20 protein-coding genes and 2 tRNA genes are annotated in these 23695 nt (G+C 43.7%); 3 read left to right on the top strand and 19 right to left on the bottom strand.

Annotated features, from left to right (window positions below; genetic code table 11):
- Positions 1–5: 5 nt before the first annotated feature.
- The 15 genes from ACOXY8_RS03375 to ACOXY8_RS03305 form a co-directional block, all read right to left on the bottom strand.
- Positions 6–500, bottom strand: coding sequence for a DUF3347 domain-containing protein (locus ACOXY8_RS03375; protein WP_458330147.1), 495 nt, complete (start codon positions 498–500; stop codon positions 6–8).
- A gap of 165 nt (positions 501–665) precedes the next feature.
- Positions 666–2450 carry an efflux RND transporter periplasmic adaptor subunit gene (locus tag ACOXY8_RS03370; protein ID WP_458330146.1) on the bottom strand — a complete coding sequence of 595 codons (1785 nt, stop codon included), beginning with the start codon at positions 2448–2450 and terminating at the stop codon, positions 666–668.
- Between the two features lie 115 nt (positions 2451–2565).
- Positions 2566–3990: a TolC family protein gene (locus ACOXY8_RS03365; RefSeq protein ID WP_458330145.1), complete on the bottom strand. Its 1425-nt coding sequence runs from the start codon at positions 3988–3990 to the stop codon at positions 2566–2568.
- A gap of 10 nt (positions 3991–4000) precedes the next feature.
- Complete coding sequence (locus ACOXY8_RS03360; protein WP_458330144.1) at positions 4001–7825, bottom strand: efflux RND transporter permease subunit; 3825 nt, start codon at positions 7823–7825, stop codon at positions 4001–4003.
- A gap of 106 nt (positions 7826–7931) precedes the next feature.
- The gene (locus tag ACOXY8_RS03355; protein ID WP_458330143.1) at positions 7932–8366 is read right to left on the bottom strand and encodes an HYC_CC_PP family protein; all 435 of its coding nucleotides are present in this window, start codon (positions 8364–8366) and stop codon (positions 7932–7934) included.
- Positions 8367–8587: 221 nt separating this feature from the next.
- Entirely contained in the window at positions 8588–9886 is a 1299-nt protein-coding gene (locus ACOXY8_RS03350; protein ID WP_458330142.1) for a hypothetical protein, read from the bottom strand.
- A gap of 171 nt (positions 9887–10057) precedes the next feature.
- Positions 10058–10438 (bottom strand): HYC_CC_PP family protein, encoded by a 381-nt coding sequence (locus tag ACOXY8_RS03345; protein WP_458330141.1) that lies wholly within the window; start codon positions 10436–10438, stop codon positions 10058–10060.
- A gap of 149 nt (positions 10439–10587) precedes the next feature.
- Complete coding sequence (locus ACOXY8_RS03340; RefSeq protein ID WP_130276912.1) at positions 10588–10800, bottom strand: GDCCVxC domain-containing (seleno)protein; 213 nt, start codon at positions 10798–10800, stop codon at positions 10588–10590.
- Positions 10801–11400, bottom strand: coding sequence for a mercuric transport protein MerTP (gene merTP, locus ACOXY8_RS03335; RefSeq protein ID WP_458330140.1), 600 nt, complete (start codon positions 11398–11400; stop codon positions 10801–10803).
- A gap of 42 nt (positions 11401–11442) precedes the next feature.
- Entirely contained in the window at positions 11443–11646 is a 204-nt protein-coding gene (locus ACOXY8_RS03330; protein WP_192347873.1) for a hypothetical protein, read from the bottom strand.
- Between the two features lie 34 nt (positions 11647–11680).
- On the bottom strand, positions 11681–12070 hold the full coding sequence (locus ACOXY8_RS03325; RefSeq protein ID WP_130276909.1) for a metal-sensing transcriptional repressor: 390 nt from the start codon (positions 12068–12070) through the stop codon (positions 11681–11683).
- Positions 12067–12435: an ArsR/SmtB family transcription factor gene (locus tag ACOXY8_RS03320; protein WP_458330139.1), complete on the bottom strand. Its 369-nt coding sequence runs from the start codon at positions 12433–12435 to the stop codon at positions 12067–12069. Before ACOXY8_RS03320 ends, ACOXY8_RS03325 begins: the two co-directional genes overlap by 4 nt.
- Positions 12436–12513: 78 nt before the next feature.
- The gene (locus ACOXY8_RS03315; RefSeq protein WP_458330138.1) at positions 12514–13761 is read right to left on the bottom strand and encodes a site-specific integrase; all 1248 of its coding nucleotides are present in this window, start codon (positions 13759–13761) and stop codon (positions 12514–12516) included.
- A gap of 284 nt (positions 13762–14045) precedes the next feature.
- Positions 14046–14119, bottom strand: a tRNA-Pro gene (locus tag ACOXY8_RS03310).
- Between the two features lie 107 nt (positions 14120–14226).
- Positions 14227–14300: transfer RNA gene (locus tag ACOXY8_RS03305), tRNA-Arg, on the bottom strand.
- 197 nt (positions 14301–14497) lie between these two features.
- Here ACOXY8_RS03305 and ACOXY8_RS03300 point away from each other — a divergent pair.
- Complete coding sequence (locus ACOXY8_RS03300) at positions 14498–16207, top strand: amidohydrolase (RefSeq protein WP_458330137.1); 1710 nt, start codon at positions 14498–14500, stop codon at positions 16205–16207.
- Positions 16208–16897: 690 nt separating this feature from the next.
- Here the strand turns inward: ACOXY8_RS03300 and ACOXY8_RS03295 are convergent.
- From ACOXY8_RS03295 to ACOXY8_RS03280, 4 genes are read right to left on the bottom strand one after another with little or no spacing between them, the layout of a single operon-like run.
- Positions 16898–18151, bottom strand: a complete 1254-nt coding sequence (locus ACOXY8_RS03295) for an NAD(P)/FAD-dependent oxidoreductase (protein ID WP_458330136.1) — start codon at positions 18149–18151, stop codon at positions 16898–16900.
- Position 18152: 1 nt separating this feature from the next.
- Positions 18153–19154: a 4-hydroxyproline epimerase gene (locus tag ACOXY8_RS03290; RefSeq protein WP_458330135.1), complete on the bottom strand. Its 1002-nt coding sequence runs from the start codon at positions 19152–19154 to the stop codon at positions 18153–18155.
- A 3-nt stretch (positions 19155–19157) separates the two neighbouring features.
- The gene (locus tag ACOXY8_RS03285) at positions 19158–20618 is read right to left on the bottom strand and encodes an aldehyde dehydrogenase (NADP(+)) (protein WP_458330134.1); all 1461 of its coding nucleotides are present in this window, start codon (positions 20616–20618) and stop codon (positions 19158–19160) included.
- A gap of 4 nt (positions 20619–20622) precedes the next feature.
- On the bottom strand, positions 20623–21522 hold the full coding sequence (locus ACOXY8_RS03280; protein ID WP_458330580.1) for a dihydrodipicolinate synthase family protein: 900 nt from the start codon (positions 21520–21522) through the stop codon (positions 20623–20625).
- 587 nt (positions 21523–22109) lie between these two features.
- Here ACOXY8_RS03280 and ACOXY8_RS03275 point away from each other — a divergent pair.
- A complete protein-coding gene (locus tag ACOXY8_RS03275; RefSeq protein WP_458330133.1) occupies positions 22110–22904 on the top strand; it encodes a type IV toxin-antitoxin system AbiEi family antitoxin domain-containing protein in 795 nt (264 codons plus the stop codon).
- Positions 22901–23695: a nucleotidyl transferase AbiEii/AbiGii toxin family protein gene (locus ACOXY8_RS03270; RefSeq protein WP_458330132.1), complete on the top strand. Its 795-nt coding sequence runs from the start codon at positions 22901–22903 to the stop codon at positions 23693–23695. Before ACOXY8_RS03275 ends, ACOXY8_RS03270 begins: the two co-directional genes overlap by 4 nt.

Below are 23695 nucleotides of genomic sequence, written 5' to 3'. Positions count from 1 at the left end.
TTTATTTACTTGATTATTTCTTTTACACTTCCGCACTTCAGCATTTTGTCACCGAAGTAGGGATTGCTGATTTCCTTTTCGTTGGATAGCCAATAGCCTCCGGTGTTGCCGTTGGCCATCGGACAGTATTCCAGGTAGAGTTCACCCATGCTGATATCAGCACCCTTCACCAAAATGGTCATCTCATTGCTTAAGGCAGTAAAAGCCTTTCGCTGGTTTTCCAGTGAACCCGCCTGCGCAACTTTGGCCGCCTCTGTATGGACTTTATCACTGCCTTTTACATTGTGAATGGCTTTCACCAAAGATTCAGAAGCAGATTTTGCTTTCTGAAAATCAGACGCCACCAAAGCATTCTTCAAAGTGATGTAGTGTGTGTAGGAAGAACCTAATGCCTTGTCTTTGAACATTGGTTCCATCTTTTGACTGCTCGTTTGTGCTCCATGCGCTGCATGGTCATGTTGTGCGGTTGCTCCCCAGCTTACTAAAGCCAGGCATAGCATGATCATTGTTTTTTTCATTTTTCTATTTGTTTAAAGGTTAAATACTTGAATCAGGGCTAAACCAGTGACCAGAAGAATGACTACTCCCCAGACCATCCGGCTGACCCATTTTTTTATTGTTGAAGGAGCTTTTTCATCTCCGGTTTTACAGCAACTTTTCATCTCTTAATGGTTATGTCCACTGGCTGCTTGCTTGGCAGGGCCTCCTTCTTCAAATACTTTTTGTCCCTTCAGATAAGTTTCTTTCACCTCTCCACAAGACAGCATGGCCTCTCCGTAATAGGGGTTCAGGATTTCCTCCGATTCACTGAGCCAAAAAGCCCCTTTATTGTCAAAAGCCATGGGGCAGAAATCTTTGTATACTTTATCTTTCTCCAACCCGAAGGACTCTGTCACTTCCAGTATGCTTTCTGAAAGCATCGAGAAGTGTTGCCGCAGGCCATCGAGGTTTTCTTCATCCTGCATCATTTTAGTTGCTTCTGAAAGCTGCTGTTTCAAAGCCATCCAATGATCATGTGCCTGGCCTTTCAGTTCGTCCATGGCAATTTGGTTCAAGGCTTCCCGTAACTGTTCCAATGCGGATTTTGTCGCCTTAGCATCATCAGCGACCAAACCATTCTTTACTTTGAAATATGCATCGGCCAGCGCTGTAATTTGTTTCTGGAAAGCCTGTGGCACGTCCATGGTTTTAACATCCGGGCGCATGAGCATGCTATAGTTCCCGGAAAGTTGTGCAGCCGCATCAATGGCAAATACTCCATTGGTCACTATCTCTTCGCCAGCTTCCAGTCCTGCCTCCACCAAGTACATTTCACCCATGCGGGGACCTATGGTGATTTCACGCATTTCGTAAGTTGGAAATTCAGTATCAGGTACTTTTACATACACGATTGAACGCTTGCCCGACCAAAGCAGAGCGGTGCGAGTTATGGCCAAAGAGGATTGCCCTTTGCGTAAAGTGGTCCGCACCCTGGCGTTGATGAACATTTCAGGTCGCAGCTCTCCGTTGCTGTTGGAGGCCTCAGCCCTCACAGAGGCTGCACGGGTTGAAGAATTTATGACCGGATCTATGTAGGTAATCTTAGCTTTAAAGGTCTCTCCGGGAATGCCTGCTGCGGTAAAGTTGACCTCATCACCGATTTTTACAAATGGGAGATCGGATTCATACGCATCAATCATTATCCATACCCGGTTCAGGTCAACTATATCAAATAAAACTGATCCAGTGTTCACATAATCACCAACTGAAATATTCCGCTGGGTTACAATACCACTTTTGTCGGCCAGCACATCAAATTGATCCTGCACTTTTCCAGAACCTTCAAGATCGTCAATTTGCTTCTCATTAAGTTTCCATAAGCGCAGTTTTTCCCTGGCTGCCTGATAAAGTTCGGGATAGGTGGATTTGGTAGAAGCAGCCTCCAAAAGTTCCTTTTGTGCTGTAACCAGCTCGGGTGAATAAATGGTGGCCAACCTTTCGCCCTGCCGGACAACCTGGCCGGTGAAATTGACAAAAAGCTGATCGATACGTCCCGGAAATTTGGCCGTGACAGAAGCCAGTTGGCGTTCATCGGCTTTCACTTTTCCGGTTAGAAAAAGCTCCCCTTCAGGAGATACTCCTGTAACCAGGGAAGTATGGACATTGGCCATGGCCACTGCTTCGGGTGTCATCTCATGCATAAGTGGACTGGCCGAGGCAGCAGACCGTTTACTTGAAGCTGGGATCAGGTCCATCCCGCAGATTGGACAACTGCCCGGTTCTGAAAGCCGTATCTGTGGGTGCATGGAGCAAGTCCATATTTGATCAGAATCTTCATCATGTACATGAACAGCTTCTTCGGTCTCCGATGGACTTGGAGATGGCTTTGCCAGCCAGCCTATAGTGCCCCCAAGCATAAATGCTACAAGCACGGTCAGGAGGACTTTCTTATTTTTAATTAATTCTTTCATCTGTTTATAATTTATTTTTTATAGGTCAGATGGAATCTCGCATAGGTAAATTCATGCCTTTGGGCGTCATTTTGGTCATGCTCGATTTCATCGTTTTAAAATTTTTGATCACCATTTAATTCAGTTCTATTGCTGCCAGATTTTCCAGCACCGCTATTGTAATATGCTGATCCACAATTGCTGCGATCAGCTTGAGTTGATAGTCGAGAAGCTGCTGTTGCACACGCAATACTTCTTCGAAATCCCGACCATCCGTAGCGTAGCTGGTCATCAGCAGGTTCAGGGTTTGCTTTGCCAGATCGGTTTGCTCTCTGTGCAGCCTTGTTCTCCTATTTGCATCATCCAGGTCACGCATGGCGCTTGACCATTGCGTTGAGAGTTGGTTGACCGTGTTTTCTCTTCGTTGCTGCACTGCCAATTGCCTTAGCTCCGCCTCCTTTTGCAAGGCATTGTACTTTTTACGGTAAATGGGTATGGTTAACCTGACCATAGGCATCACCATGTCATTGCCACCCATTGGCATACCATCTTCAATTCGTGGAGAAAAAGGGATATAGTTTACCCCAGCCCCCAGCATGGGTCTGCCTTCCAGTCTGGCCATTTTCTTTTGTGCTTCATACGCCTGTTCCTCGGCATCCAGCATTTTCAGCATCGGGTTGTTTTGGGTGATGCTGTCCAGTATTGCCAATCGTTCCAAAGGCAGTGCTGTATCAGTCAGTGAATCCACTGGTGACACACGCTCATCGATGTTACGGTTGAGGAGTTGGTTGAATTCTGCGACAAGTGGTACCCTGGAATCTCTTAGTAGAGCCAGTGTATTTTCCAGCTCCTTGATTTCGATCCTTACCCTAAGCACATCACTCATACCAGATTTACCCTCGCCCATTGATGCGGATGAGTTCATCGAAGAATTACTCTTTGCGCTGTTTTTACTTGTAGAACCACTGTTCATACTTCCTCCCATACCACCAGTAGAAGATGTTGATGAGGTGGAGTTACCACTGCTCATCGTAGCATTCCCCGACATACCGGAAGAACTTGAACCACCTCCTGTACCTGCACTCTGAAAACGGATAAGTGCCAGTCGCTCATACTGTTTCAGGATTTCGAGGTTTTCCTCCGTGATCCTGATGTCCTCCTCCAGGCGGTACATTTCGTACCAGTTGTTTTTTACCTGAAAAAACAAACGGTTTTTAGCATCCTGGAATACTTCGTATTGGGCCAATGCCATTTTGCTGGCTTCATCCTTTTGGGTTTTCAGCATCCCAAACCAAGGGAACATCTGCATCAGTTGAATGTCTGCCTGCTGGTTGCCCATGAATCGTTCCATAGGCTGGATAAAAAAGCCTATGCTCAATTCCGGATCCGGCAAAGTGCCCACCTGCGGCACTTGTTCCAGTGCCGCCAGGTAATCATTGAAATAGGCTTTAAGCTCCGGATTGTTTTCAGCAGCTATCTCCAAGGATTCTTCCAGGCTTTGTGAGAAGCCAATGTTTTGAATTCCCAGAAGTAGTAGTATTATAATTGCTATTTTTTTCATCTTCCTAGATTTAAGATTCTGTAAATACTTCGGGATTGCGTTTAATCTTGCGCTCTGCCCACCAACAGTATAGGACTGGCACCAGCAGAACCGTCATAATTTCGATGATCATGCCCCCGAATGAAGGAATGGCCATGGGTATCATAATGTCGGATCCTCGCCCGGAAGATGTGAGTACAGGTAAGAGGGCCAGTAAAGTGGTGGCGGTGGTCATCATGGCCGGGAGTGCCCGCTTTTGACCAGCCTCCAATACAGCTTTGCGAACCTCCTTCACGTTTTCAGGTTCCCGTTTCTCAAAGCTTTGCTTGAGGTAAGTAGCCACCACTACGCCATCATCGGTAGCGATTCCAAACAGTGCTATGAAGCCTACCCAGACGGCCACACTCAGGTTGTAGGTCTTCATCTGGAAGAGTTCTCTCATATTGGTGTCAAAGACCGAAAAATCCATGAACCAACCCTGACTATACAGCCAGAGCATCATGAACCCACCTGAAAAAGCCATAGCAATGCCTGAGAATACAAATAAGGTGGTAGAGATGGCTCGAAACTGAAAATACAGGATCAGGAAAATGGCCATAAGGCATAGCGGGACTACAATTGCGAGTCGTTTCTCTGCCCGCACCTGGTTTTCGTAGCTTCCCGAAAATTCATAGCGGACACCAGCAGGAATGGTCAGTTCACCTGCATCTATCTTTGATCTCAGGTAGCGTTGCGCATCCTCTACTACGGTAACCTCTGCAAACTCCTTTTTCCTGTCCAATAGCACATAGCCTACAAGGAAGCTGTTCTCCCCACGGATCATTTCGGGCCCGGGGCGATAGGTGATTTTCGCTAATTGACCCAACGGAATGTAGTTGCCTAAGGGTGTGGGTACCTGCATGTTTTCAATGGATGAAGGATCATCACGGTATTCACGGGCATAGCGTACCCTTATCGGAAAGCGCTCCCTTCCTTCCACCGTGGTGCTCAGCTTCATGCCACCGATGGCTGTTTCTATATAGTCTTGCACGTCCCGTACGTTCAATCCGTAGCGGGAAATCTGATCCCGGTCTATGTCAATCTCCAAATAAGGTTTTCCCACAATCCGGTCAGCAAAGACAGCTTCACTTTTTACCGATGGCACTTCTTTCAGGTATTTCTCGAGTTGAAGGCCGAATTCTTCAATGGTCTTCAAATCAGGTCCATACACCTTAATACCCATAGGGGCCCGCATACCCGTTTGCAACATCACCAGGCGTGTCTCAATAGGCTGTAATTTGGGAGAGGAGGTTACGCCCGGAATATTGACGACACCAACAATTTCGTCCCAAATGTCATCCGGTGTTTTGATGTGATCCCGCCACTGGCGGAAATATTCTCCATCAGGATCAGGAGTGAGATGCTTTATATCTATTTGCTCAGGGGACATGGTTTCCGGGTCATAAACGTCTCCATTTTGAAGCAGAAACTGACCATCATCATTCACCCGAAAGCGTTGCTTGGTTCCATCTATATCCGAAACATATTCGCTTTTGTAGCTGATGGTATTTTCAAACATGGAGATAGGGGCCGGATCAATGGCCGTTTCCGCACGGCCTGCCTTACCTACCACCATTTCCACTTCGGGAATGGCTGTTACCATCATGTCCAGTTTTTGCAGTACCTCACGGTTTACTTCTATGCCGGAGTGCGGCATGGATGTGGGCATCAGGAGAAATGAACCCTCATTGAGAGACGGCATGAACTCTTCGCCTAAGCCCGGAAACACTTCAGATACAGCCGTCCATCCCGGGGTTTCCCTTAAGTTCCAGCCTAATTTTTCTGTTGCTTTTGGCAAAAAGCCGAATACCTTGTCAAAACCCAGCCAGATATTGGCACCTAATAAAATAATGACAACAGGTATAACCAGGAACAAGCCCTTATTGTCCAGGCACCACATGAGTATTTTAGGGTAAAGCCTGAGGAACAAAGCGAAGGTGCCAAGCACAAAGCCTAGAATCACCGCTATAAACAGGAAGTTGACCAGCAAGCTGTTGGACACACCCAGCGGAACCCATTCGGTGGCCAACAGCCAAGCAACCGCAACCACTGTAACGCCTACCATCATCAGGTCACGGTACTTACCTAATCTTTCAGGAAAATGATGCAGCAGCACATTGATCAAACCAAAACCAAACAGCAACCATCCTGCCCAAGACCAGACGGTGAAGGCTATTACCGGGCCGGCAATGAGTAACAGGTAATTCAGGTACAGACTTGTTTTGCCTTTGCCTTTTTTCATGGAGAATATCCAGTGAGAAAAGGCAGGCATGATGATGAGGGTAAATATCAGAGCAGCAACCAAAGCAAAGGTTTTGGTGTAGGCCAATGGCCCGAAGAGCTTACCCTCAGCTGCCTGCAAGGTGAAAACTGGTAAAAAACTGACAATGGTGGTACTCACTGCGGTAACAATGGCGGAAGCTACCTCTGTAGTGGCATCATAGACAGTTTTTAACTTGGACTGGCCTTCCGGGGCAATTTCCAGGTGCCGCAAAATGTTTTCATTGAGGATAATACCAAGATCGACCATGGTGCCGATGGCAATGGCAATACCGGACAGGGCTACAATGTTGGCATCTACTCCGAAGTATTTCATGAATATGAAGCACATGAGTACCGCCAGTGGCAAAAGCGCTGAAATGAGGATAGATGCCCGCAGGTTGTACACCATCACAATGATCACAATGATGGTAATCAATATTTGCAGGCTGATGGCTTCATACAAGGTACCAAGGGTTTCGTAAATCAAGCCGGTGCGATCATAGAAGGGTACTATCGTTACTTTAGAAACCGTGCCGTCTGCCAGTGTTTTGGACGGAAGTCCATCGGCTATTTTTTCAATTTCTGCTTTTGTCGCATTGATGATTTTCAAGGGGTTGTCACCGTAGCGGGCAATGACCACTCCGCCCACAGCTTCAGCTCCTGACTTATCCAGGATTCCGCTCATGTTGCGGGGCTGTGGGCCAATGTTTACCACGGCCACATCCTTCACCCGAATGGGTACATTATCGGTTACTTTCACCACGGCCTTGTCCAGGTCGGCCAGCTCCTCCACATATCCCAGACCTCTGACGAAGTAATCCACCCGGTTTACTTCAATAGTGTTGGCACCTACATCGATGTTGCTGTTTCTCACTGCCTGCATCACGTCCATGAGCGTAACCCCATGCGCTTTTAAAGCTGCCGGATCGACATCTACCTGGTATTCTTTGACATAGCCACCTACGGAAGCTACTTCGGCCACACCCTCTACAGCAGTAAGCGCATAACGGATGTAATAGTCCTGGATGGTACGAAGTTCGTGCAAGTCCCAACCTCCGGTAGGGTTGCCGTCTTTATCGCGACCTTCCAGCGTGTACCAATACACCTGCCCCAGGGCGGTAGCATCCGGCCCCAGTTTGGGTTGTACATCCGGTGGCAATAGTCCTGACGGAAGTGAGTTCAGTTTTTCCAGTACACGTGAACGGCTCCAGTAAAACTCTATATCTTCATTGAAGATGATATAAATACTGGAAAAGCCGAAGGCTGAACTACTTCGAACGCTTTTTACACCGGGAAGGCCCAGCAAAGCCGTGGTGAGCGGATAGGTGATCTGATCTTCCACATCCTGTGGAGAACGTCCCATCCATTCAGTGAAAACGATTTGCTGGTTTTCGCCAATGTCCGGGATGGCATCAACCGGAACCGGGTCACGTGGGAGGAAACTTGTCTCCCAGTTAAAAGGAGCAGTGACTATGCCCCAGGCTACAATGAGTAGCAATACGAGAACGGTAACGAGCTTATTCTCGAGAAAGAATTTGATTATGGAATTGAGCATTTTTCATTCAATTTTCTTTAAAACTGGATTGACTTGAGCGCATACAAATGCATGCACTTGTGGCGCAGCATAATGCTATGCCTAGTGAAAGAATTGAATGAAAAGCTTAAATAAGGAAGGATTGAACGAGCACAGGTATGTCACGCTCAATCAGAGGGGGGGAATAATCGTTATACGAATAATAATCAACTGCAGGAGCGCTGAAAAGAAAGGATACCACAGCGTAGAAAACTGCGATCATTTGAAAATCAGGAACCGCAACTTTGGTCACTTGCGTAAGGTCTTCATGACCCTCAATTACTAAAGTCTGGTCTTCACAGCAACCTTTTTTAGTCACCTGCTGGTGTTCGCAATCCGGATCATGCTTATCATTGGCACAAGGTGATTTTTGAGTGGCCATTTCGCAGGGCTCAGCCCCGGAAAAAAGTGCAATGCTCTCTAGCTGGCTCATACAGAAATGCATCCCAAACGTGAAACTCGTGGAACTGAGTAGCACCAGGCAGGATAACAAAATGGCCGATATTTGTCTAAAACGTTGCACTTTGGAGAAAGTCTAATGCGAATTTACGGGATTTAGTTCAGAATGTTCAATTTTAACGTCAAAAATAACGGTTTTCATTTCAAATACTTCAACATGTGGATGTTCATGCTTTATTTCTATTGGAAAATCATAGTTTGCTGATGCTTATTTTTGGAGTCATTATCTTTTACACAGCAGTAAAAAGAATCCCATGTGGATGAGTCACCCACACGGGAGTTCCGTCAGAAACTAATCACCGCTTCAACCACGACTCCACTAAATTCAGCCCCGGCAAAACGCCCTGTCCAAGCATTGCCTTCATATTGCTGCTTCATGTACTCAACTTTTGTTAAAACGTTCTTTGAAAGATACCAGCCTCCACCAAAATTGACCCTGCTGATTTCCAAATCTTCTGTGGCACTTTCACGCATTTTACCAGTTACTGTATTATATCTACCCCCAAGATAGAAACGTTCATCAGCTCCAAACCTATACAATACCTCAGCTGCTATTTGTGTGAATGCACCCTCTGTGTCGGCTTGAGGTGTTGTGAATTCATTGCTTCCATCAGCCAGCTCATAAATACCAAAGAACTCCAGGCCTTTGTACTTGATGAATGGGTTAATTTGCAAGGCTGTGAGTTTTGTGAACCTGGCATTGAACTGCCCATCACGAGGGCCACCTTCTGTATTGCCATCCACATCCGGTACTGTAAAAAGCACATTGTAATACCTGGAGCCTCCTCGGTCACCACCATACAGATATGTGCCTGTTGAGGTTCCTTTATTGATGTACCAAGATCCGGTCAATCGTACTCTCAGATCCTCGTTCAGTTGTTTATCGTATCCCAACTTTCCGAAGAAAGAAGGCTTATTGTCCGTATTGTCATTCACCGTTACATTTTGATTGAGCTTACCGTTTGTCAACCCAACCACTGCCAATAAGCCATTCTTTTGAACGGTAATCTCTCCGAATGCTTCTGTGGAGAATGCATCCATAATGTAGTTGCCAACAAAGGGATTGAAGATCGCCCGGGCATTGTCAGAACGTCTGAAATGGGCATCACCATAATTGAACTCATCCAACCCAATCGTTATACTGGTATATTTCATTACCCCTTCTAGGAATTCAGGCTTGATAAAATCCAGTTTATCAATTTGCATATAACCACCTTTGATCCAGGATTCATTATGAGCTCTGGAAGAAAGATAGGTCCTAAGATGCATGCGAACTCCGTCCAATACCTGGACGTCCAGGTTGAGGTTGGCAGACGGCAAATTGAAGTCTGATCCCAGTTTGGTCAGGTTACCTGCCGTATTGCTTTGCCTAATACCTTGAAACTGCATGGCGAAATCGCCACCAACCCTCACTTTTAATCCATCAAAGATAACTGTATCCTCTTTTGAGGGCTCGAATACATTCAGGCCGTTTTTATCGTTTGGCCTGAAATACTGCAAGCCTGGTTGTTGGGCATATGTGGTATTGATCACCATCAGTGTCAAGGCAATGAATACCAATTGAATTTTATGAAATGTTTTCATGATTTTAACATTTTGTTGAAAGTCTGATTAAATAAACTTGATGATAGTTTTGTCGGATAGATGGTGTCTAATGCTGTTTAAATATCCCGGAACAGCTATATTTCACAGAACCATTTCCGACATTGCCCAAGGTTTTGTAACCCGGACAACTAACTGATAATCAGATGTTAGCTAAAGAAGAAATGACTGGAACAGGATAGAGCGATACCGCCCTGACCAGCCGGGGGGAGCCTTTTTAGAAGTTGTGTAGTCTCTTGACTCGAAAAATTGTGTAGAAGGCAAATGAAAAGATGGCTGAGCCAATGCCGCTGGTGAAGAAGCAATGACCGGAATGTCAGAATGAGGTGTCCTGAAATCATCGAGAGAGAAGATGGTTTCCTGATCCTCACAACCATCACAAGGGTTGCTGTGATCGTCACAGCATGGTTCGTGGTGTTTTAGAAAAAGCTCGAAGCTGATCAGTTCGCCCCCGCAAAAGTGCTGAAACACTGCCATCCCTTTGCCAGGGAGAAGCATTAAAATGAGCAGGACGATATATAAGTTGCGCTTCATGAGCCTTTTGATGTAAAATGCCATTCATTGAAAGGGTATCTATTTAGTATTCCCTTCAATATGACCCAAAAGTACGCAACGGTTATTGAGAGGGCTATGACATTGCACATGTCAAAACATGATGTATGTCACATAAAGCATTGTCTACCCTAGCAACATGCTTGATCAGAATCCAATTGTACTGGTGGACAAGGTGCTGAACCATAGGAGCAATACACACAGCAATCTCCTGCTTTTGGCTTTAATACCTGGTGGCAGTTTTCACATTCATAGAAATACTGACAGGCGTCAGTGGGCATGGTTTCATCTTTTTGATGTCCGCATTCCGGGCAGGAGATGGTTGATTCTAATATGATTTCCATTTATTTCTCTGCTTTATTGGTCACGGAATATCCGGTTGAGTTGATGGCTTCCTCAATTTTCGGGATACTTGTTTTGGACTTGTCAAACTCCACGATGGCATTCCCCTGGTCGGAGGAGGCAGTTACATTCAGGATGCCGCTGAGCTTATTTACTTCATGCACTACATGCGCTGCGCACCCCTGACAAGTCATGCCTTTGATTTGAAAATTTACGGTCTGAATGTCTGACTTATCAACGATGATCACTTGCTTTTCAGATTTAGGGTAGAAAATGTGAGCATAAAGCGGGAACACCAACATCAGGGCAGCAAAGACCGTGATTATTGAAAGGAACTTTTTTGTTTGCCAAAAGGAGGGCTGAAGGTCCTCCTCACAGGCACATTCTTTTTCCTCTTTGGCCTTTGGTTTGAATTTCTGATACCAGGCAAAGCCTAATATAACCACTGTGATGCCGACAAAAAAAGGCCTTGCCGGATCGAGCCATGAGAAAGTGGACGCAATCCCGCTTGCACCGGCCACTAATGCAAGCACCGGGGTGATGCAGCAAAGTGAACTTACTAAAGCAGCTAAAAGGCCGCTGGTTAAAAGGGAATTTTTCATATACTTAATTTTCAAAAAAAGAAGGGCTCTGCGCCCTCCCAGTTACTTTTTCTTACAGCAGGCGGGTACTTCCGCCACTTTCAAATCATAAGGACATTCCGGAGTGCCTGCCAAAGGGCAGCTAACTTTTGGACAATCTGGAGTACCTTCCAAAGGACAAGCTTTTGGAGATGAGTTGATCCCGTAAGCAAGGCCACCAATTGCGAGAATACCCGCTGTGGCGAAAATCATGAGTTTACTTTTCATATCAATCTATTTTAATGAAACATCTCTCCAAAGGTCAGTCACGGGGGGAGGGGGTATCCAAACGTTCGGATAAAAATTTCTTCAATTCTTCTTCCACCATGCGGGCTTCTCGTAGTTTTTCAGGCACTTCTTCAAGTTTAAGCTCTGGAAATAGTGTTCTCAGCTTTTCTATTGTTTCTTCATTGCCACAGTCGCCAGGGCAGCTCTGGTAAGCTGACGAGATCCTTTCTGCTAGTGCTTTCCTGTAGGTATCATCCAATAGCTCATAAGTAGTCTTAGTAAGCATGGACTGCACAGCTTTTAGCTGCAAAAGGATATTTTCAACCTGGTCCACATCATCTATTTTGCTAAGGATGTATCCCAGCTGACCTGTTGCTGTTTTTAGCGAAACCTTTATGCTTTGAGTGAGATCATGGGGTATCATACGGCAGGAATTGAATTTGGGAGCTTAAACAATTCGAGCACAGATGAAATGATTCGCTGACTTTGCGCTTCTACTGAATAGAATATAGTTTGTCCGGATTTTTTGGTCGTCACGATCCCAGCATCCTTTAGTTTTTTCAGATGTTGGGAGACGGCCGGCACGGTCATGCCCAAGATGTCTGATAAGTCGCACGGACAAAGTTCATTTTCCTGTTTCAAGAGGTACAGGATTTTGAGGCGAACCGCATTACCGGCAAGATTCAATACATCTGCCAGTTCTAAAAGACCTTTCTCCTTGCTTTTCAAGTCCTCCCTGCACCTATTGATCTGGTCGCTATCGGCAAAGACACGGATACATGTATTCATAACTTTTTATTTAAGCATTTGCTTAACAAAGCTATGGAATGAAATTTATTTAAGCAAGCACTTAAATACAGAAAAGGGCTATTTCGCCCTCTTCATCAATTTTGGTGCTGCCAGCCTTTCACGGAGAGCCTGCATGTCTTCACTCACTTTCTTCTCCACCACCTTTGCATAAACCTGAGTAGTGGTGATTTTTGAATGACCCAGCATCTTGCTCACAGTTTCCAAAGGCACACCATTGCAAAGGGTAACAGTGGTAGCAAATGTATGTCTGGCCAGGTGAAAGGTGAGGTTCTTTTCAATTCCGCAGAGGTCGGCAATTTCTTTCAAGTAGGAGTTCAGCTTTTGGTTAGAAATCATTGGAAATACCGATCCTTTCTGCAATGCCCTTGGATGGGTCTTGTATTTCTCTATTATTTCCCAGGCTTTGGGAAGGATAGGAACCCTTACTGGCTGGTCAGTCTTTTGCCTGCAGGTGGAAAGCCAGTATTCCCCATCAATGCCAATCGTAATATTGGATGGTGTCAGGTTCATGGCATCAATGTAGGCCAGTCCGGTATAGCAGCTAAATACAAACAGATCTCTTACCCATTGCAAGCGCACAATTTTGAAGTCTTTCTTTTCTACTGCCTCCAGTTCTTCATGATTGAGAAAATCCCTATCCACCCGATGAAATTTGAGTTGGTACTTATCAAATGGATCCCGGCTTACCCATTCCATTTTTACAGCCATGGTCACCATCTTCCGGAAACGTTCCAAGTGCTTCATCACTCCATTATTGCCAAGCGGCTTCTGGTGGTCTTTGGGTTTGTAGTTGCGGAGGTAGAATTCAAAATCGGTGATAAACTTATAGGAGAGCTCAGATAGAAACATGTCGGTAGTGCCAAAGCGCTCTTTCAAAAATCTGCGGATGTACTTCTGAGTGGTGAAGTAGTTTTTCATCGTGCCCCAAGCCAGTGTATCTCGCATAGCCTGGTTGTGATAATCCACCAGCTTACATAAGGTGAAGTCTTTTTGATCTGTACCCAGGAACATGCTTTTGATGGCATCTGCAGTAATCAGCCGCTTTTGTACCTGCATCTCCTGATAGCATTCCATGATACGGGCCTGGACTTCATCCAAATAATGATTCAGCGATTTGATTTCTTCCCGGCTGCCCTTGGCCATGCCTTTGCTGCCATTCCAGTCACCTGGTTTGATCCAGCGTTTCAATGATATTTCAACTCTGCGGCCATCAACGGTGACCCTGGCATAGATTGGGAGGAGGCCATCCTTGGCCTTGTTCGTTCTTGTGATGAACTGAACTCCGAAGGTGTTTGTAGTTCTCATGACAATTCAGCTTTTGAGTGTTTGTGTTAAAATGATTCCTCTCGTGGTGAACTGCTTCCACAAGGTCACTCAAACAGACCTAAAGCAGTTCAAAATACTCAATGCAACTATCTGTTTTACAGCTATTTGCATCAATCTGGTGAACTAAAATAAACCATTCATTTGGTTCACCGGATAGGTCTCATTTTTGCTGAAATTGTCTAAATCGAACTGATACATAAAAAATAAAAAAGCCCGCAAATCGTAAGATTTGCAGGCTTTTGGGTTCTGATGAACCTTTGTTGTCGGGGTGGCAGGATTCGAACCTACGACCTCCTCGTCCCAAACGAGGCGCGATACCGGGCTACGCTACACCCCGATCAATATCGCTTTAAAATTCAGAACTAATGTCCTGATTGCGGGTGCAAATATGCTTGGTCTTTTTATAGAATCCAAATATTATTTTCACCAAAAAAGAAAAAAAAGTGATCCCATCAGGAATCGAACCTGAAACCTACTGCTTAGAAGGCAGTTGCTCTATCCAATTGAGCTATGGGACCTGAAAAATAGTTCGAACTTCCGAACATCTTTCGGAATTGAGAGCGCAAAGGTAATAAAAAAGCTAAAATGATAAAGTCTTTTGGTGAAAAATTATTGTTGCAATCAATAGTTTTTATTCGCTAATTCAATTATTGCTTGGAGCTAAGTATATTAGGATGAAATTAGCTTTATCTCTACAATCATTAATCTCAATCGAATGAAGTCCTTACTCTTAAAATTCAGTTCATTTATTCTTTTATGTACCCTTCTATTCGCTTGCTCCTCAAAACAAGAAACCACAGCCCAAATTGATAAAATCCTTAGTAATGGCAAGATTTGGACGGGCAATGAAAGTCAGCCTTGGGCCACTTGGATAGCTATAAGTGGCGATCGGATTCACTCGGTAGGCGTGGAGGCTGATCCAATGCCAGAGGCAACTGAAATAATAGATTTGCAAGGCCAGCTTACGGTGCCTGGCTTCAACGATTCTCACGTGCATTTTGCTTCAGCTGGCCATTTACTTATGAATATCAATCTGCTTGATGTGAGTGATGAGCAGAAATTGATAGAGAGAGTGAAGGAAGCTACTGAGCGATTGCCAGAAGGCAGCTGGATAGTTCGTGGCGACTGGGGAGCCTATGAAGCTTGGAATATGGGCAGTATGGGAGGCGATACCCGCCAGCAAGAGTTTATCCCAACTAGACAAATGATCGATTCCATCAGTCCTAATCACCCAGTGCTGGTAACCCGGTTCGACAGACAAGTGGGCTTAGCAAATGGCGCAGCACTGTCATACTTAAATATCAACTCTACGGATGGAATCTTGCGAGGCGAGTTGCTTACAGATGCTTTGCGAAATATACCTGCCAAGTCTTTTGAACTTCGAGTAGCAGAGGCTGAGCGAGCATTCAAGGAATTGCGAGAATGGGGCATTACAACAGTGCAAGATATGTCTCCGCCTGATCAGTTGGATGTTTATAATCATATCCGTGAAAAAGGTGGATTGACTGCAAGAGTAAACTTCAGTCCCTCCCGCCTTTCTGAGTATGAAGAGATGGCTGAGAAAGGCTGGATTATTAGCGAAGAGAATGGTGTATTGCAACCTGCAGGCGACGATTGGATCAGTTTTGGCACCTTAAAAACCCATGTAGATGGTATTATGGGAGCACGAACCGCCAAATTTTACGAGCCTTATAGCGACAACTCTATCGAAAATAGAACTTGGACGGGTGGTTGGAGAGAGTTTTCAAACAACATGGTCAATTTTAAGGAGATGATTACCAAAGCAGATAATGAAAATATTCAGCTTCGAATCCATGCAATAGGTGATCAGGCAAATGCAATTTTATTAGATATTTTGGATTCTCTTGAGATCAAAAATGGAGAGAAGGAAAGACGGTTTCGATTGGTACATGCCCAGGTGATAAAGGATACAGATTTCGAAAGATTGCGAGATAGAAATATTGTGGTAGAAGTACAGCCATATCATGTGACGGACGATATGCGCTGGATGGAAGAGCGGATTGGTTATGAGCGATGCAAAGGAGCTTATGCATTTAAAACCTTACAAGACGTAGGTTGTATTCTCTCTTTTGGTTCGGATTGGCCGGGAACAAATGCGTCTTATTACACAGTAAATCCATATTACGGTATTTACGCTGCTGTTACTCGTCAGACGCTTTTTGGAGAACCGTCGGGAGGTTGGTTTCCTGAACAAAAAATAAGTCTTGAGGACGCATTAAAAGCCTATACTTGGGGTTCATCTTATGGCGCTTTCGAAGATCATATCAAAGGGACCTTGGAAGTAGGTAAGCTTGCTGATATTGTGGTTCTCGATACCGATTTGTTCTCAACCGAACCAGAGCAATGGCTTAAAGGAAAAGTAGCTATGACAATGGTTGGTGGTGAGGTTGTGCATCAAAATTAGGGTTGGGTATTTCCATAAACATAAGAAGCTTTGGGTTTCATTATTAGAGCTAAACTCTGACTTATTGTCGGTAAGCCGGTCGCTTTTTTGTCTGAATTAAGCCTTTCTATCCTTTAAGTGGGACTTTTTGCTTTTTTTATTAAGGAAAGAGAAGGTGGAAGAAGAGTTTAGCTAATTGTTATGCTATTACTTATTGCAATCTTTGTAATACAAAGAGTTGTTTTTAAAAATTACTTTAAGTAATTGAAATTCAATATTTTTTGGAAGTTTTCTTCTTACTTTTTGTCATTGCCACAAAAAGTAAGCAAAAAAGTCTAGACAAAAAGAAGCTTCCACGCACAAGGCCTGCGCCGGCTCGCCTTTTTGTCCTCCCACCCGCGAACAGCCATTCTTCAATGTTTTTTCATTTCTTCCTTCGGCCTAGGAGATTTTCCCGTTAAGAAATATGTGTAATAAATAGGCTTTCTAGAGCCAAAGACTGTTTGAGCGCAGCGAGTTTCTTTGGGTCGCCTATTTATGGAACATATTTTAGGGAAAAGATCCTCAGCCTTTATTTTTTGGTTCTTTGGCATCAAGGCAAAAGAACGTAAAGGTGGGTTTAGTTATGAATTATGATATTAATTAATGTAATTATTTTAATAAAAGAAGTTGCTTGTTAATTTCAATAACCCATTGAATTTCAATTCCTTCCTATCTCCTTGAAAACCTCTCAGGCGAGAACCCTTCCAATGGAATTGGTGCTAGTTTTTTGATAATTAATTCAGACAATATTTTACCTGTAGCCGGCGCTAAACTAATGCCCATCATGCTATGCCCAGTGCCGAAAAATAGATTCTCATATTTCGAGCTTTGGCCTATATAAGGCAAGCCATCTGGTGAGCAAGGACGCAAGCCACTCCAAATATCCTTTACCTCTGAAGCCTTACTTTCGAAGCTTGGATAATATCGATTGATGGATTCAAAAATGCCCTGTACTCTACGGAGATTTACACTTTCATCTGTTCCGGTGATTTCCATTGTGCCACCAAAACGCACTTTTTCGCCATAGGGACTTACAGAAACTCTAGCTTCAGTCAAGATAGTGGCTTGCTTCAATTCGGGCTGATTATCCTGCCAAAATGTATAGCCTTTGCCTCCCATCATTGAGAGCTTCAATTTCAATTTCTCAGCAATCAATCCTGACCAGGCTCCACCGCAAATAATGAGCTCATTTGGGATTATCTCACCTTTATCGGTGATCACTTTTGCGATTTTACCATTTTCGATCTGGAAATCAGTGACGGTAGTTTTAGTGAGAACTTCTGCTCCATTTTCCTTTAAATACTGAAGCAAGAATTGCTGCAAAACTGCGGGTTTCAAATGAGCATCTCCTGGATAATAAACACCGCCCATCGCAGCGGTTTTCACATTTGGTTCCAAACTTACTAATTCAGAACTGTCCAAGATTTCAGCTTCCAAGCCATGATGCTGTGCCAAATGTGCAGCTTCTATTTCTTCAATACCCGCTCTATGACCAAGGTAGAGCATCAAAAGTCCTTTTTGCTGCAATCCTATATTGGAGTCTTTATGCTCGGCATCGAAATCGAGATATAGCGCCTTGCTCAAAATACTCAATGTTTTGAGATAGGGAATGCTGCGCTCTACATGGCCTACATTAGATGAGCGGAAGAATAGTAAACACCAATTCAACAGCTTTTTGTCCAGCTTGGGATGAATGTAAAAAGGACTTTTGCGAGAGAAAAGCCATTTGATGCCCTTGCCAACTGCACCGGGCGATGCTAGCGGAATAATATGGCTTGGTACAATCATTCCTGCATTGCCTGTAGAGCAAGTGCTTTTTAGGTCACTTTTGTCGATTATACAAACTTCCTTACCCTCCCGCATCAGATAATAGGCCGTAAATAAGCCAATAATCCCACCACCAACTATTACCGTTTTTGCCATATCATATTACCTGAAAGCCTTCTTTGTATGGATCTGCATCATCCAAAAATATTGTATTATAACCCGTTACTCTTGCCCAACCTTCTATACTTGGAACAATTGCTTTTTTGTCTGCAAGGGTGGTTTCTTCTTCAATTCGGCCAATAAATACAGAACCGATAATGCTTTCGTGGATGAATTTGTCGCCCTTTTTCAATAAGCCCTTTGCATGCCATTGTGCCATTCGGGCGGAAGTGCCTGTGCCACAAGGTGAACGATCTATTGCTTTATCGCCATAGAATACGGCATTTCGAGCGGTTGAATTTGGATCAATTACTTTGCCTGTCCATAAGATATGGGATAGGCCAGAAATGGAAGGGTCCATTGGATGAACAAATTTATGGTCGGCATTTGTCCTCGACCGTATCTCACGACTCCAAGAAATAAGTTTATCAGCTGAGTAATTTTCTAGGCCAGCAAAATTCTCCTGCGCATCGATGATCGCATAGAAGTTTCCACCATAAGCCACATCAAATGTAAGAAGGCCTAAATCCGGACATTCAACTTGTAAGTTTTCAGCAGCTAAGTATGATGGAACATTCGTCAATTTCACTGATTCTACCTTATTAGCTGTTTGCTTGTATTCAATAGTCACCAAGCCGGCTGGAGTTTCAAGTCTTAATCTGCTTGGAATTTTAGGCACAATTAATCCTTCCTCAATAGCGATGGTGACTGTTCCGATGGTGCCATGTCCGCACATAGGAAGGCAACCACTTGTTTCGATAAACAACACAGCCATGTCGTTTTCTGGATTGCTTGGCGGATAGAGAATACTACCCGACATCATATCATGTCCACGCGGTTCGAACATCAATCCTTTACGAATCCAATCGAATTCGCGGAGGAAGTGAAGTCTCTTTTCGCTCATGGAATTACCTGTAAGAATGGGCCCTCCACCTGCAACTAACCGCACAGGATTGCCACAAGTATGCGCATCAATACAGAAAAAGGATTTTCTGGCCATAAATCAAATATCCTCCTTGCTTAATTCGCCCTCAATGGTTCGCCAGATTTTCAAGGTATTATTGTCTTTCAATTCCTCTGGTAACAATTCTTGTGGACAAGATTGCCAAGTTACTGGTCTAGCGAATCGCTTAATTGCATAAGTGCCCACAGAGGTACTTCGGCTATCTGTAGTTGATGGAAAAGGCCCGCCATGTGTCATGGCAAATCCCACTTCCACGCCTGTGGGAGCGCCAGCAAAAAGTAACCTCCCGCATTTTTCTCTTAAGATATTGGCCAATTGTGCATTTGCCATCAACTCATCATCTGTGGCCCAAATACTGCATGTAAGCTGGCCTTGCAATTTGCCGGCAATTTCAGTGAGTTGAGCTTCACTTTTATAGATTACAGCCAATGTAGATGGTCCAAAAACTTCTTCATGCAATTGCGGATTTTTAAGCCAGGTTTCTGCATCTACTTTGGCAATTGCAGGTGCTGCGGATAGGGAATTTCCATTTTGGGTAAGGTATATCAGAGAGACACCTTTTTGTGCCATCTGAGCATCCAATTTTTTGCGATAATTATCTGCAATCCCTTGATGTAGCATTTGCGCCGGCGCTAGTTTTTCAAATTCAGATTTGATGGAAAGGATAAACTCATTTGCGCTGATTTCAGGAATAAGAATAAGCCCGGGATTAGTACAAAATTGACCAACTCCCAAGCTCACAGATGAAGCAATTTGCTGAGCCAACTCTTCCTGCTCTTGCTCAATTTTTTTAGGAAAAATAAATACCGGATTAATACTGCCCATTTCTGCAAAAACAGGAATTGGAATAGGGCGGGAGGATGCGGCATCGAAAATGCTTTTACCTCCTGCATAAGAGCCAGTAAATGCTACAGCTTTTAAGTCAGGGTGCATCACCAACTCTTTACCAATTTCAATTCCACCAGAAATATGCTGGAAAACACCTAGAGATAAATTATGCTTTTGGATGGCTCTTTCAATCGCCTCAGCCACCATTTTTGAAGTGTTTGGATGGGCAGGATGCTCCTTATAAACCACTGGACAGCCAGCAGCGAGTGCAGAAGCGGTATCGCCACCAGCTGTTGAAAATGCTAATGGGAAATTACTTGCTCCAAATACAGCTACAGGCCCAATTGGGATTAGCATACGGCGTAAATCTACTCTCGGCATTGGAGTTCTATCAGGCAAGGCTTTGTCTATAGTAGCTTCGCACCAGCTGCCTTCACGCAATAGCTTGGCAAACATCCGCAACTGTCCGCAAGTGCGACCTCGCTCGCCTTTGAATCGAGCTAGTGGCAGATTACTTTCAGCAGAAGCGACTTCCAGTAGTGGATCGCCAATTGCTTCAATTTCATCTGCTATACTTTCCAAAAATGCAGCTCTCTTATGTCCAGAAAGCATTTTGTAAGATTCAAATGCTTGGCTGGAGTTTTGTAAAGCTTTATCAATAATATCATTCATACACTTAGATTTTTGGCAAAATGGGTCTGTTTTTCAGTCCATTTGCAATTACGGCTAATACATCCTCCCGCTCTTTTCCGATCAGTGCTAATCTTGGCGCACGCACGTGTTCGCTTCCGATTCCTACTGCTTCTTCAGCTAGTTTGATGTACTGCACCAATTTTGGATGGATGTCTAATTCCAATAAAGGTAAGAACCATCTATAGACTTCAAGAGCCTCAGCAATTCTTCCTTGCTTTATTAGCTCATATATTACCACTGTTTCTCTAGGAAATGCGCAAACCAGACCTGCTACCCAGCCATGTGCGCCCATTAGCAGGCATTCCATTGCTAAAGTATCCACTCCACAGAGGATTTTAATTCTATCTCCGTATCGATTAATCATGCGTGTGACATTGGAAATATCGCGGGTGGATTCTTTTACAGCTTGGATATTCTCAAGCTCTATTAGCTCATCAAACATTTCCAGTGTAACCTCAATTTTATAGTCAACAGGATTGTTGTAAATCATTATCGGCAAGGAAGTGCTATTTGCAATTGCCTTGAAAAAGGCTACCACCTCACGATGATCGGCATTGTAGCGCATAGGAGGGAGGAGCATTAGGCCTTGCACGCCTAGCTCTTCAGCTTTGCGAGCCCAATCACAAGCGATAGAGGTACTTGCCTCGGCTATATTTAGAATGACTGGGACTTTGCCATTTACATGGTTTAAGCAAGCCTTTGTAATAGTGATTTTTTCGTCTTCTGTAAGGGTGGCAGATTCTCCTAGTGTGCCACCGAGAATAAGCCCATGCACTCCTGCAGCCAATTGCGCATCGATATTGTGCAGAAATAAGTCTAAATCTAAACTGCCATCAGCTGTGAATTTGGTCGTGATAGCAGGAAATACACCGTTCCAATTGATCATGATTTTTTATTTCAAAGATATAAGGGTTTTTGGAAAGAGCATTGTTTTGTGTGATGGGACAATTACTAATTGGGGTGGGAGGAAGTAGAGGTGAAATAATTTGATTAGCAATAGAAAAGGGTCTACGAATTTGAATCGTAAACCCTTGAATGTGTTTGTGGGCCCAATTGAACTTTTTTCGAACCATTTTGAGGAAGATTTGACGAGATTATCCAATCTTTAGAATCACCAACCGACAGAACTATTCAGTATTCTTTATGAGGTTAACCAGAGAAATATGGCCTACTGCGGATCTCTATATAAGGGTGAGCACCAATGAACAAGCCATTCACGGCTTTTCCCAGCTTAGTCAGGAAGACAGGTTAACCAATTATTGCCATTACCACGGAATTCATCCTTATCCAAGAGTTGCAATCTCGGCTCGAATGGGGCCCGTCAAAAGATCAATTGGTATGACCCAGGAATAGAAAAGTACGATGAAGTATTCGAGGGCATAAAGCTAATATTCTAGAGCTCCTTATTTCTTAGTATGCGCATGCATCTATCGCCACTTTTTACTATCTTTCGCATAAAAATACTAAAAAATGCAGAGCGTTGCTGATTTTGTGGGTAAATGTTTGTCGTATGAACAATACGCATTTTCCTGGGATGAATTAAAAAGTGAAGTCCCTAAAACAGATGTGGCTTTACGGCATGAGATCGTGCGACTTTCCAGAAAGAAAGAGATTATTACGCTCCGTCAAGGATTTTATTTAATTCTACCTCCACGTTACAAGCAGTATGGAAGACTTCCGTTAGAACTTTATGCAGAGAGACTCTTTAGTTATATAGGAAAACCCTACTACATCGCATTTTTTTCAGCAGCGGCTTTTCATGGGGCAAGTCACCAACAGGTTCAGCAAAGTTATCTTATGACAAAAATACCGAACATAAGAGATATAAAAAAGGGGAATAACTATCTGAATATTTCAGCCACGAGTAATTGGCCACAAAAGAATATTCTAAAAAGAAAGTCAGATGCTGGTTTGTATAGCATTTCATCTCCGGCTTTAACAGCCATTGATTTGATCCACTATCAATCTAAAATGGGTGGTGTGAATAGGATCCTCGCAATTTTGGAGGAGTTAGCTGAATCTATAACTCCCGAGGATATAAACGATTTGCTTCAATGGTACCCGCATATAAGCTCCATCCAAAGATTAGCCTTTCTCTTTCAAAAACTACAAATAGATCAAACCCTTTTGGATCCATTGCAAGATTATTTTCGTGACAAGAAGTTTTTCCCGGTATTGTTAAGCCCCCAAAAAGAAGAAAAACCAGGCAAGGCGAATAATCCCTGGAAAGTAGATATGAATATAGAATTAGATAGTGATTTATGATTTCTAAACCGTACATAGCAAAATGGAAAGACAATGCTCCTTGGACTACCAATGAACAGGTAGAGCAAGACCTGATTATTTGTAGAGCATTGGCAGCTCTTTTCTCTGATGAATACCTTAGCGAAAATTTGGCTTTTCGTGGAGGTACTGCACTGCACAAACTCTATCTGAATCCAGCCCCGCGATACTCAGAAGATATTGACCTGGTCCAGATTAAAGAAGGGCCTATCAAACCTATTCTAAAACGAATAGATGAAGTCATTACTTTTTTTGAAGAAGATAGAGTGGTCAAACCAAAGGCAAACAACAATACACTCTTGTATCGTTTCAACTCAGAATATTCACCTGACATCCGATTGAGATTAAAGATTGAAATCAATTGTCGGGAACATTTCAATTTACTGGGGTGGAATTCATTTCCTTTCTTTGTAAAAAGCGAATGGTTTACTGGCCAATGCGACATAACCACTTATCACCTGAACGAGCTCTTAGGAACCAAACTTAGAGCATTATACCAACGCAAGAAAGGAAGAGATTTGTTCGATCTCTATTATGCCGACCAACATGCAGAGCTCGATTATGATAGAATCATTCACTGCTATAACGAATACATGAAATTCGTGGTGGGCAAGCCACCCACTCAAAAAGAATTCTTGCTCAACATGGAGCTAAAGAAAAAATCAGCACAATTCTCAGGCGACATGCAGGGGCTTCTAAGTCCTAATTTGGAATACAATCAGGAGGAGGCTTTTAGGTGGTTGGAACAATCATTAACAATGAAAATGACTTAA

The organism is Peijinzhouia sedimentorum, from assembly GCF_049340005.1.
Taxonomy (GTDB): domain Bacteria; phylum Bacteroidota; class Bacteroidia; order Cytophagales; family Cyclobacteriaceae; genus CAXBDP01.
Note: the sequence above shows the minus strand (reverse complement) of the source record. Positions and strands in the feature narration are given on the sequence as shown.

Coding starts and splice junctions, on each gene's coding strand:
- ACOXY8_RS03375 (WP_458330147.1), bottom strand. CDS start 500: ATGCTATGCCTGGCTTTAGTAAGCTGGGGAGCAACCGCACAACATGAC.
- ACOXY8_RS03370 (WP_458330146.1), bottom strand. CDS start 2,450: ATGAAAGAATTAATTAAAAATAAGAAAGTCCTCCTGACCGTGCTTGTA.
- ACOXY8_RS03365 (WP_458330145.1), bottom strand. CDS start 3,990: ATGAAAAAAATAGCAATTATAATACTACTACTTCTGGGAATTCAAAAC.
- ACOXY8_RS03360 (WP_458330144.1), bottom strand. CDS start 7,825: ATGCTCAATTCCATAATCAAATTCTTTCTCGAGAATAAGCTCGTTACC.
- ACOXY8_RS03350 (WP_458330142.1), bottom strand. CDS start 9,886: ATGAAAACATTTCATAAAATTCAATTGGTATTCATTGCCTTGACACTG.
- ACOXY8_RS03345 (WP_458330141.1), bottom strand. CDS start 10,438: ATGAAGCGCAACTTATATATCGTCCTGCTCATTTTAATGCTTCTCCCT.
- ACOXY8_RS03340 (WP_130276912.1), bottom strand. CDS start 10,800: ATGGAAATCATATTAGAATCAACCATCTCCTGCCCGGAATGCGGACAT.
- merTP (WP_458330140.1), bottom strand. CDS start 11,400: ATGAAAAATTCCCTTTTAACCAGCGGCCTTTTAGCTGCTTTAGTAAGT.
- ACOXY8_RS03330 (WP_192347873.1), bottom strand. CDS start 11,646: ATGAAAAGTAAACTCATGATTTTCGCCACAGCGGGTATTCTCGCAATT.
- ACOXY8_RS03325 (WP_130276909.1), bottom strand. CDS start 12,070: ATGATACCCCATGATCTCACTCAAAGCATAAAGGTTTCGCTAAAAACA.
- ACOXY8_RS03320 (WP_458330139.1), bottom strand. CDS start 12,435: ATGAATACATGTATCCGTGTCTTTGCCGATAGCGACCAGATCAATAGG.
- ACOXY8_RS03315 (WP_458330138.1), bottom strand. CDS start 13,761: ATGAGAACTACAAACACCTTCGGAGTTCAGTTCATCACAAGAACGAAC.
- ACOXY8_RS03300 (WP_458330137.1), top strand. CDS start 14,498: ATGAAGTCCTTACTCTTAAAATTCAGTTCATTTATTCTTTTATGTACC.
- ACOXY8_RS03295 (WP_458330136.1), bottom strand. CDS start 18,151: ATGGCAAAAACGGTAATAGTTGGTGGTGGGATTATTGGCTTATTTACG.
- ACOXY8_RS03290 (WP_458330135.1), bottom strand. CDS start 19,154: ATGGCCAGAAAATCCTTTTTCTGTATTGATGCGCATACTTGTGGCAAT.
- ACOXY8_RS03285 (WP_458330134.1), bottom strand. CDS start 20,618: ATGAATGATATTATTGATAAAGCTTTACAAAACTCCAGCCAAGCATTT.
- ACOXY8_RS03275 (WP_458330133.1), top strand. CDS start 22,110: ATGCAGAGCGTTGCTGATTTTGTGGGTAAATGTTTGTCGTATGAACAA.
- ACOXY8_RS03270 (WP_458330132.1), top strand. CDS start 22,901: ATGATTTCTAAACCGTACATAGCAAAATGGAAAGACAATGCTCCTTGG.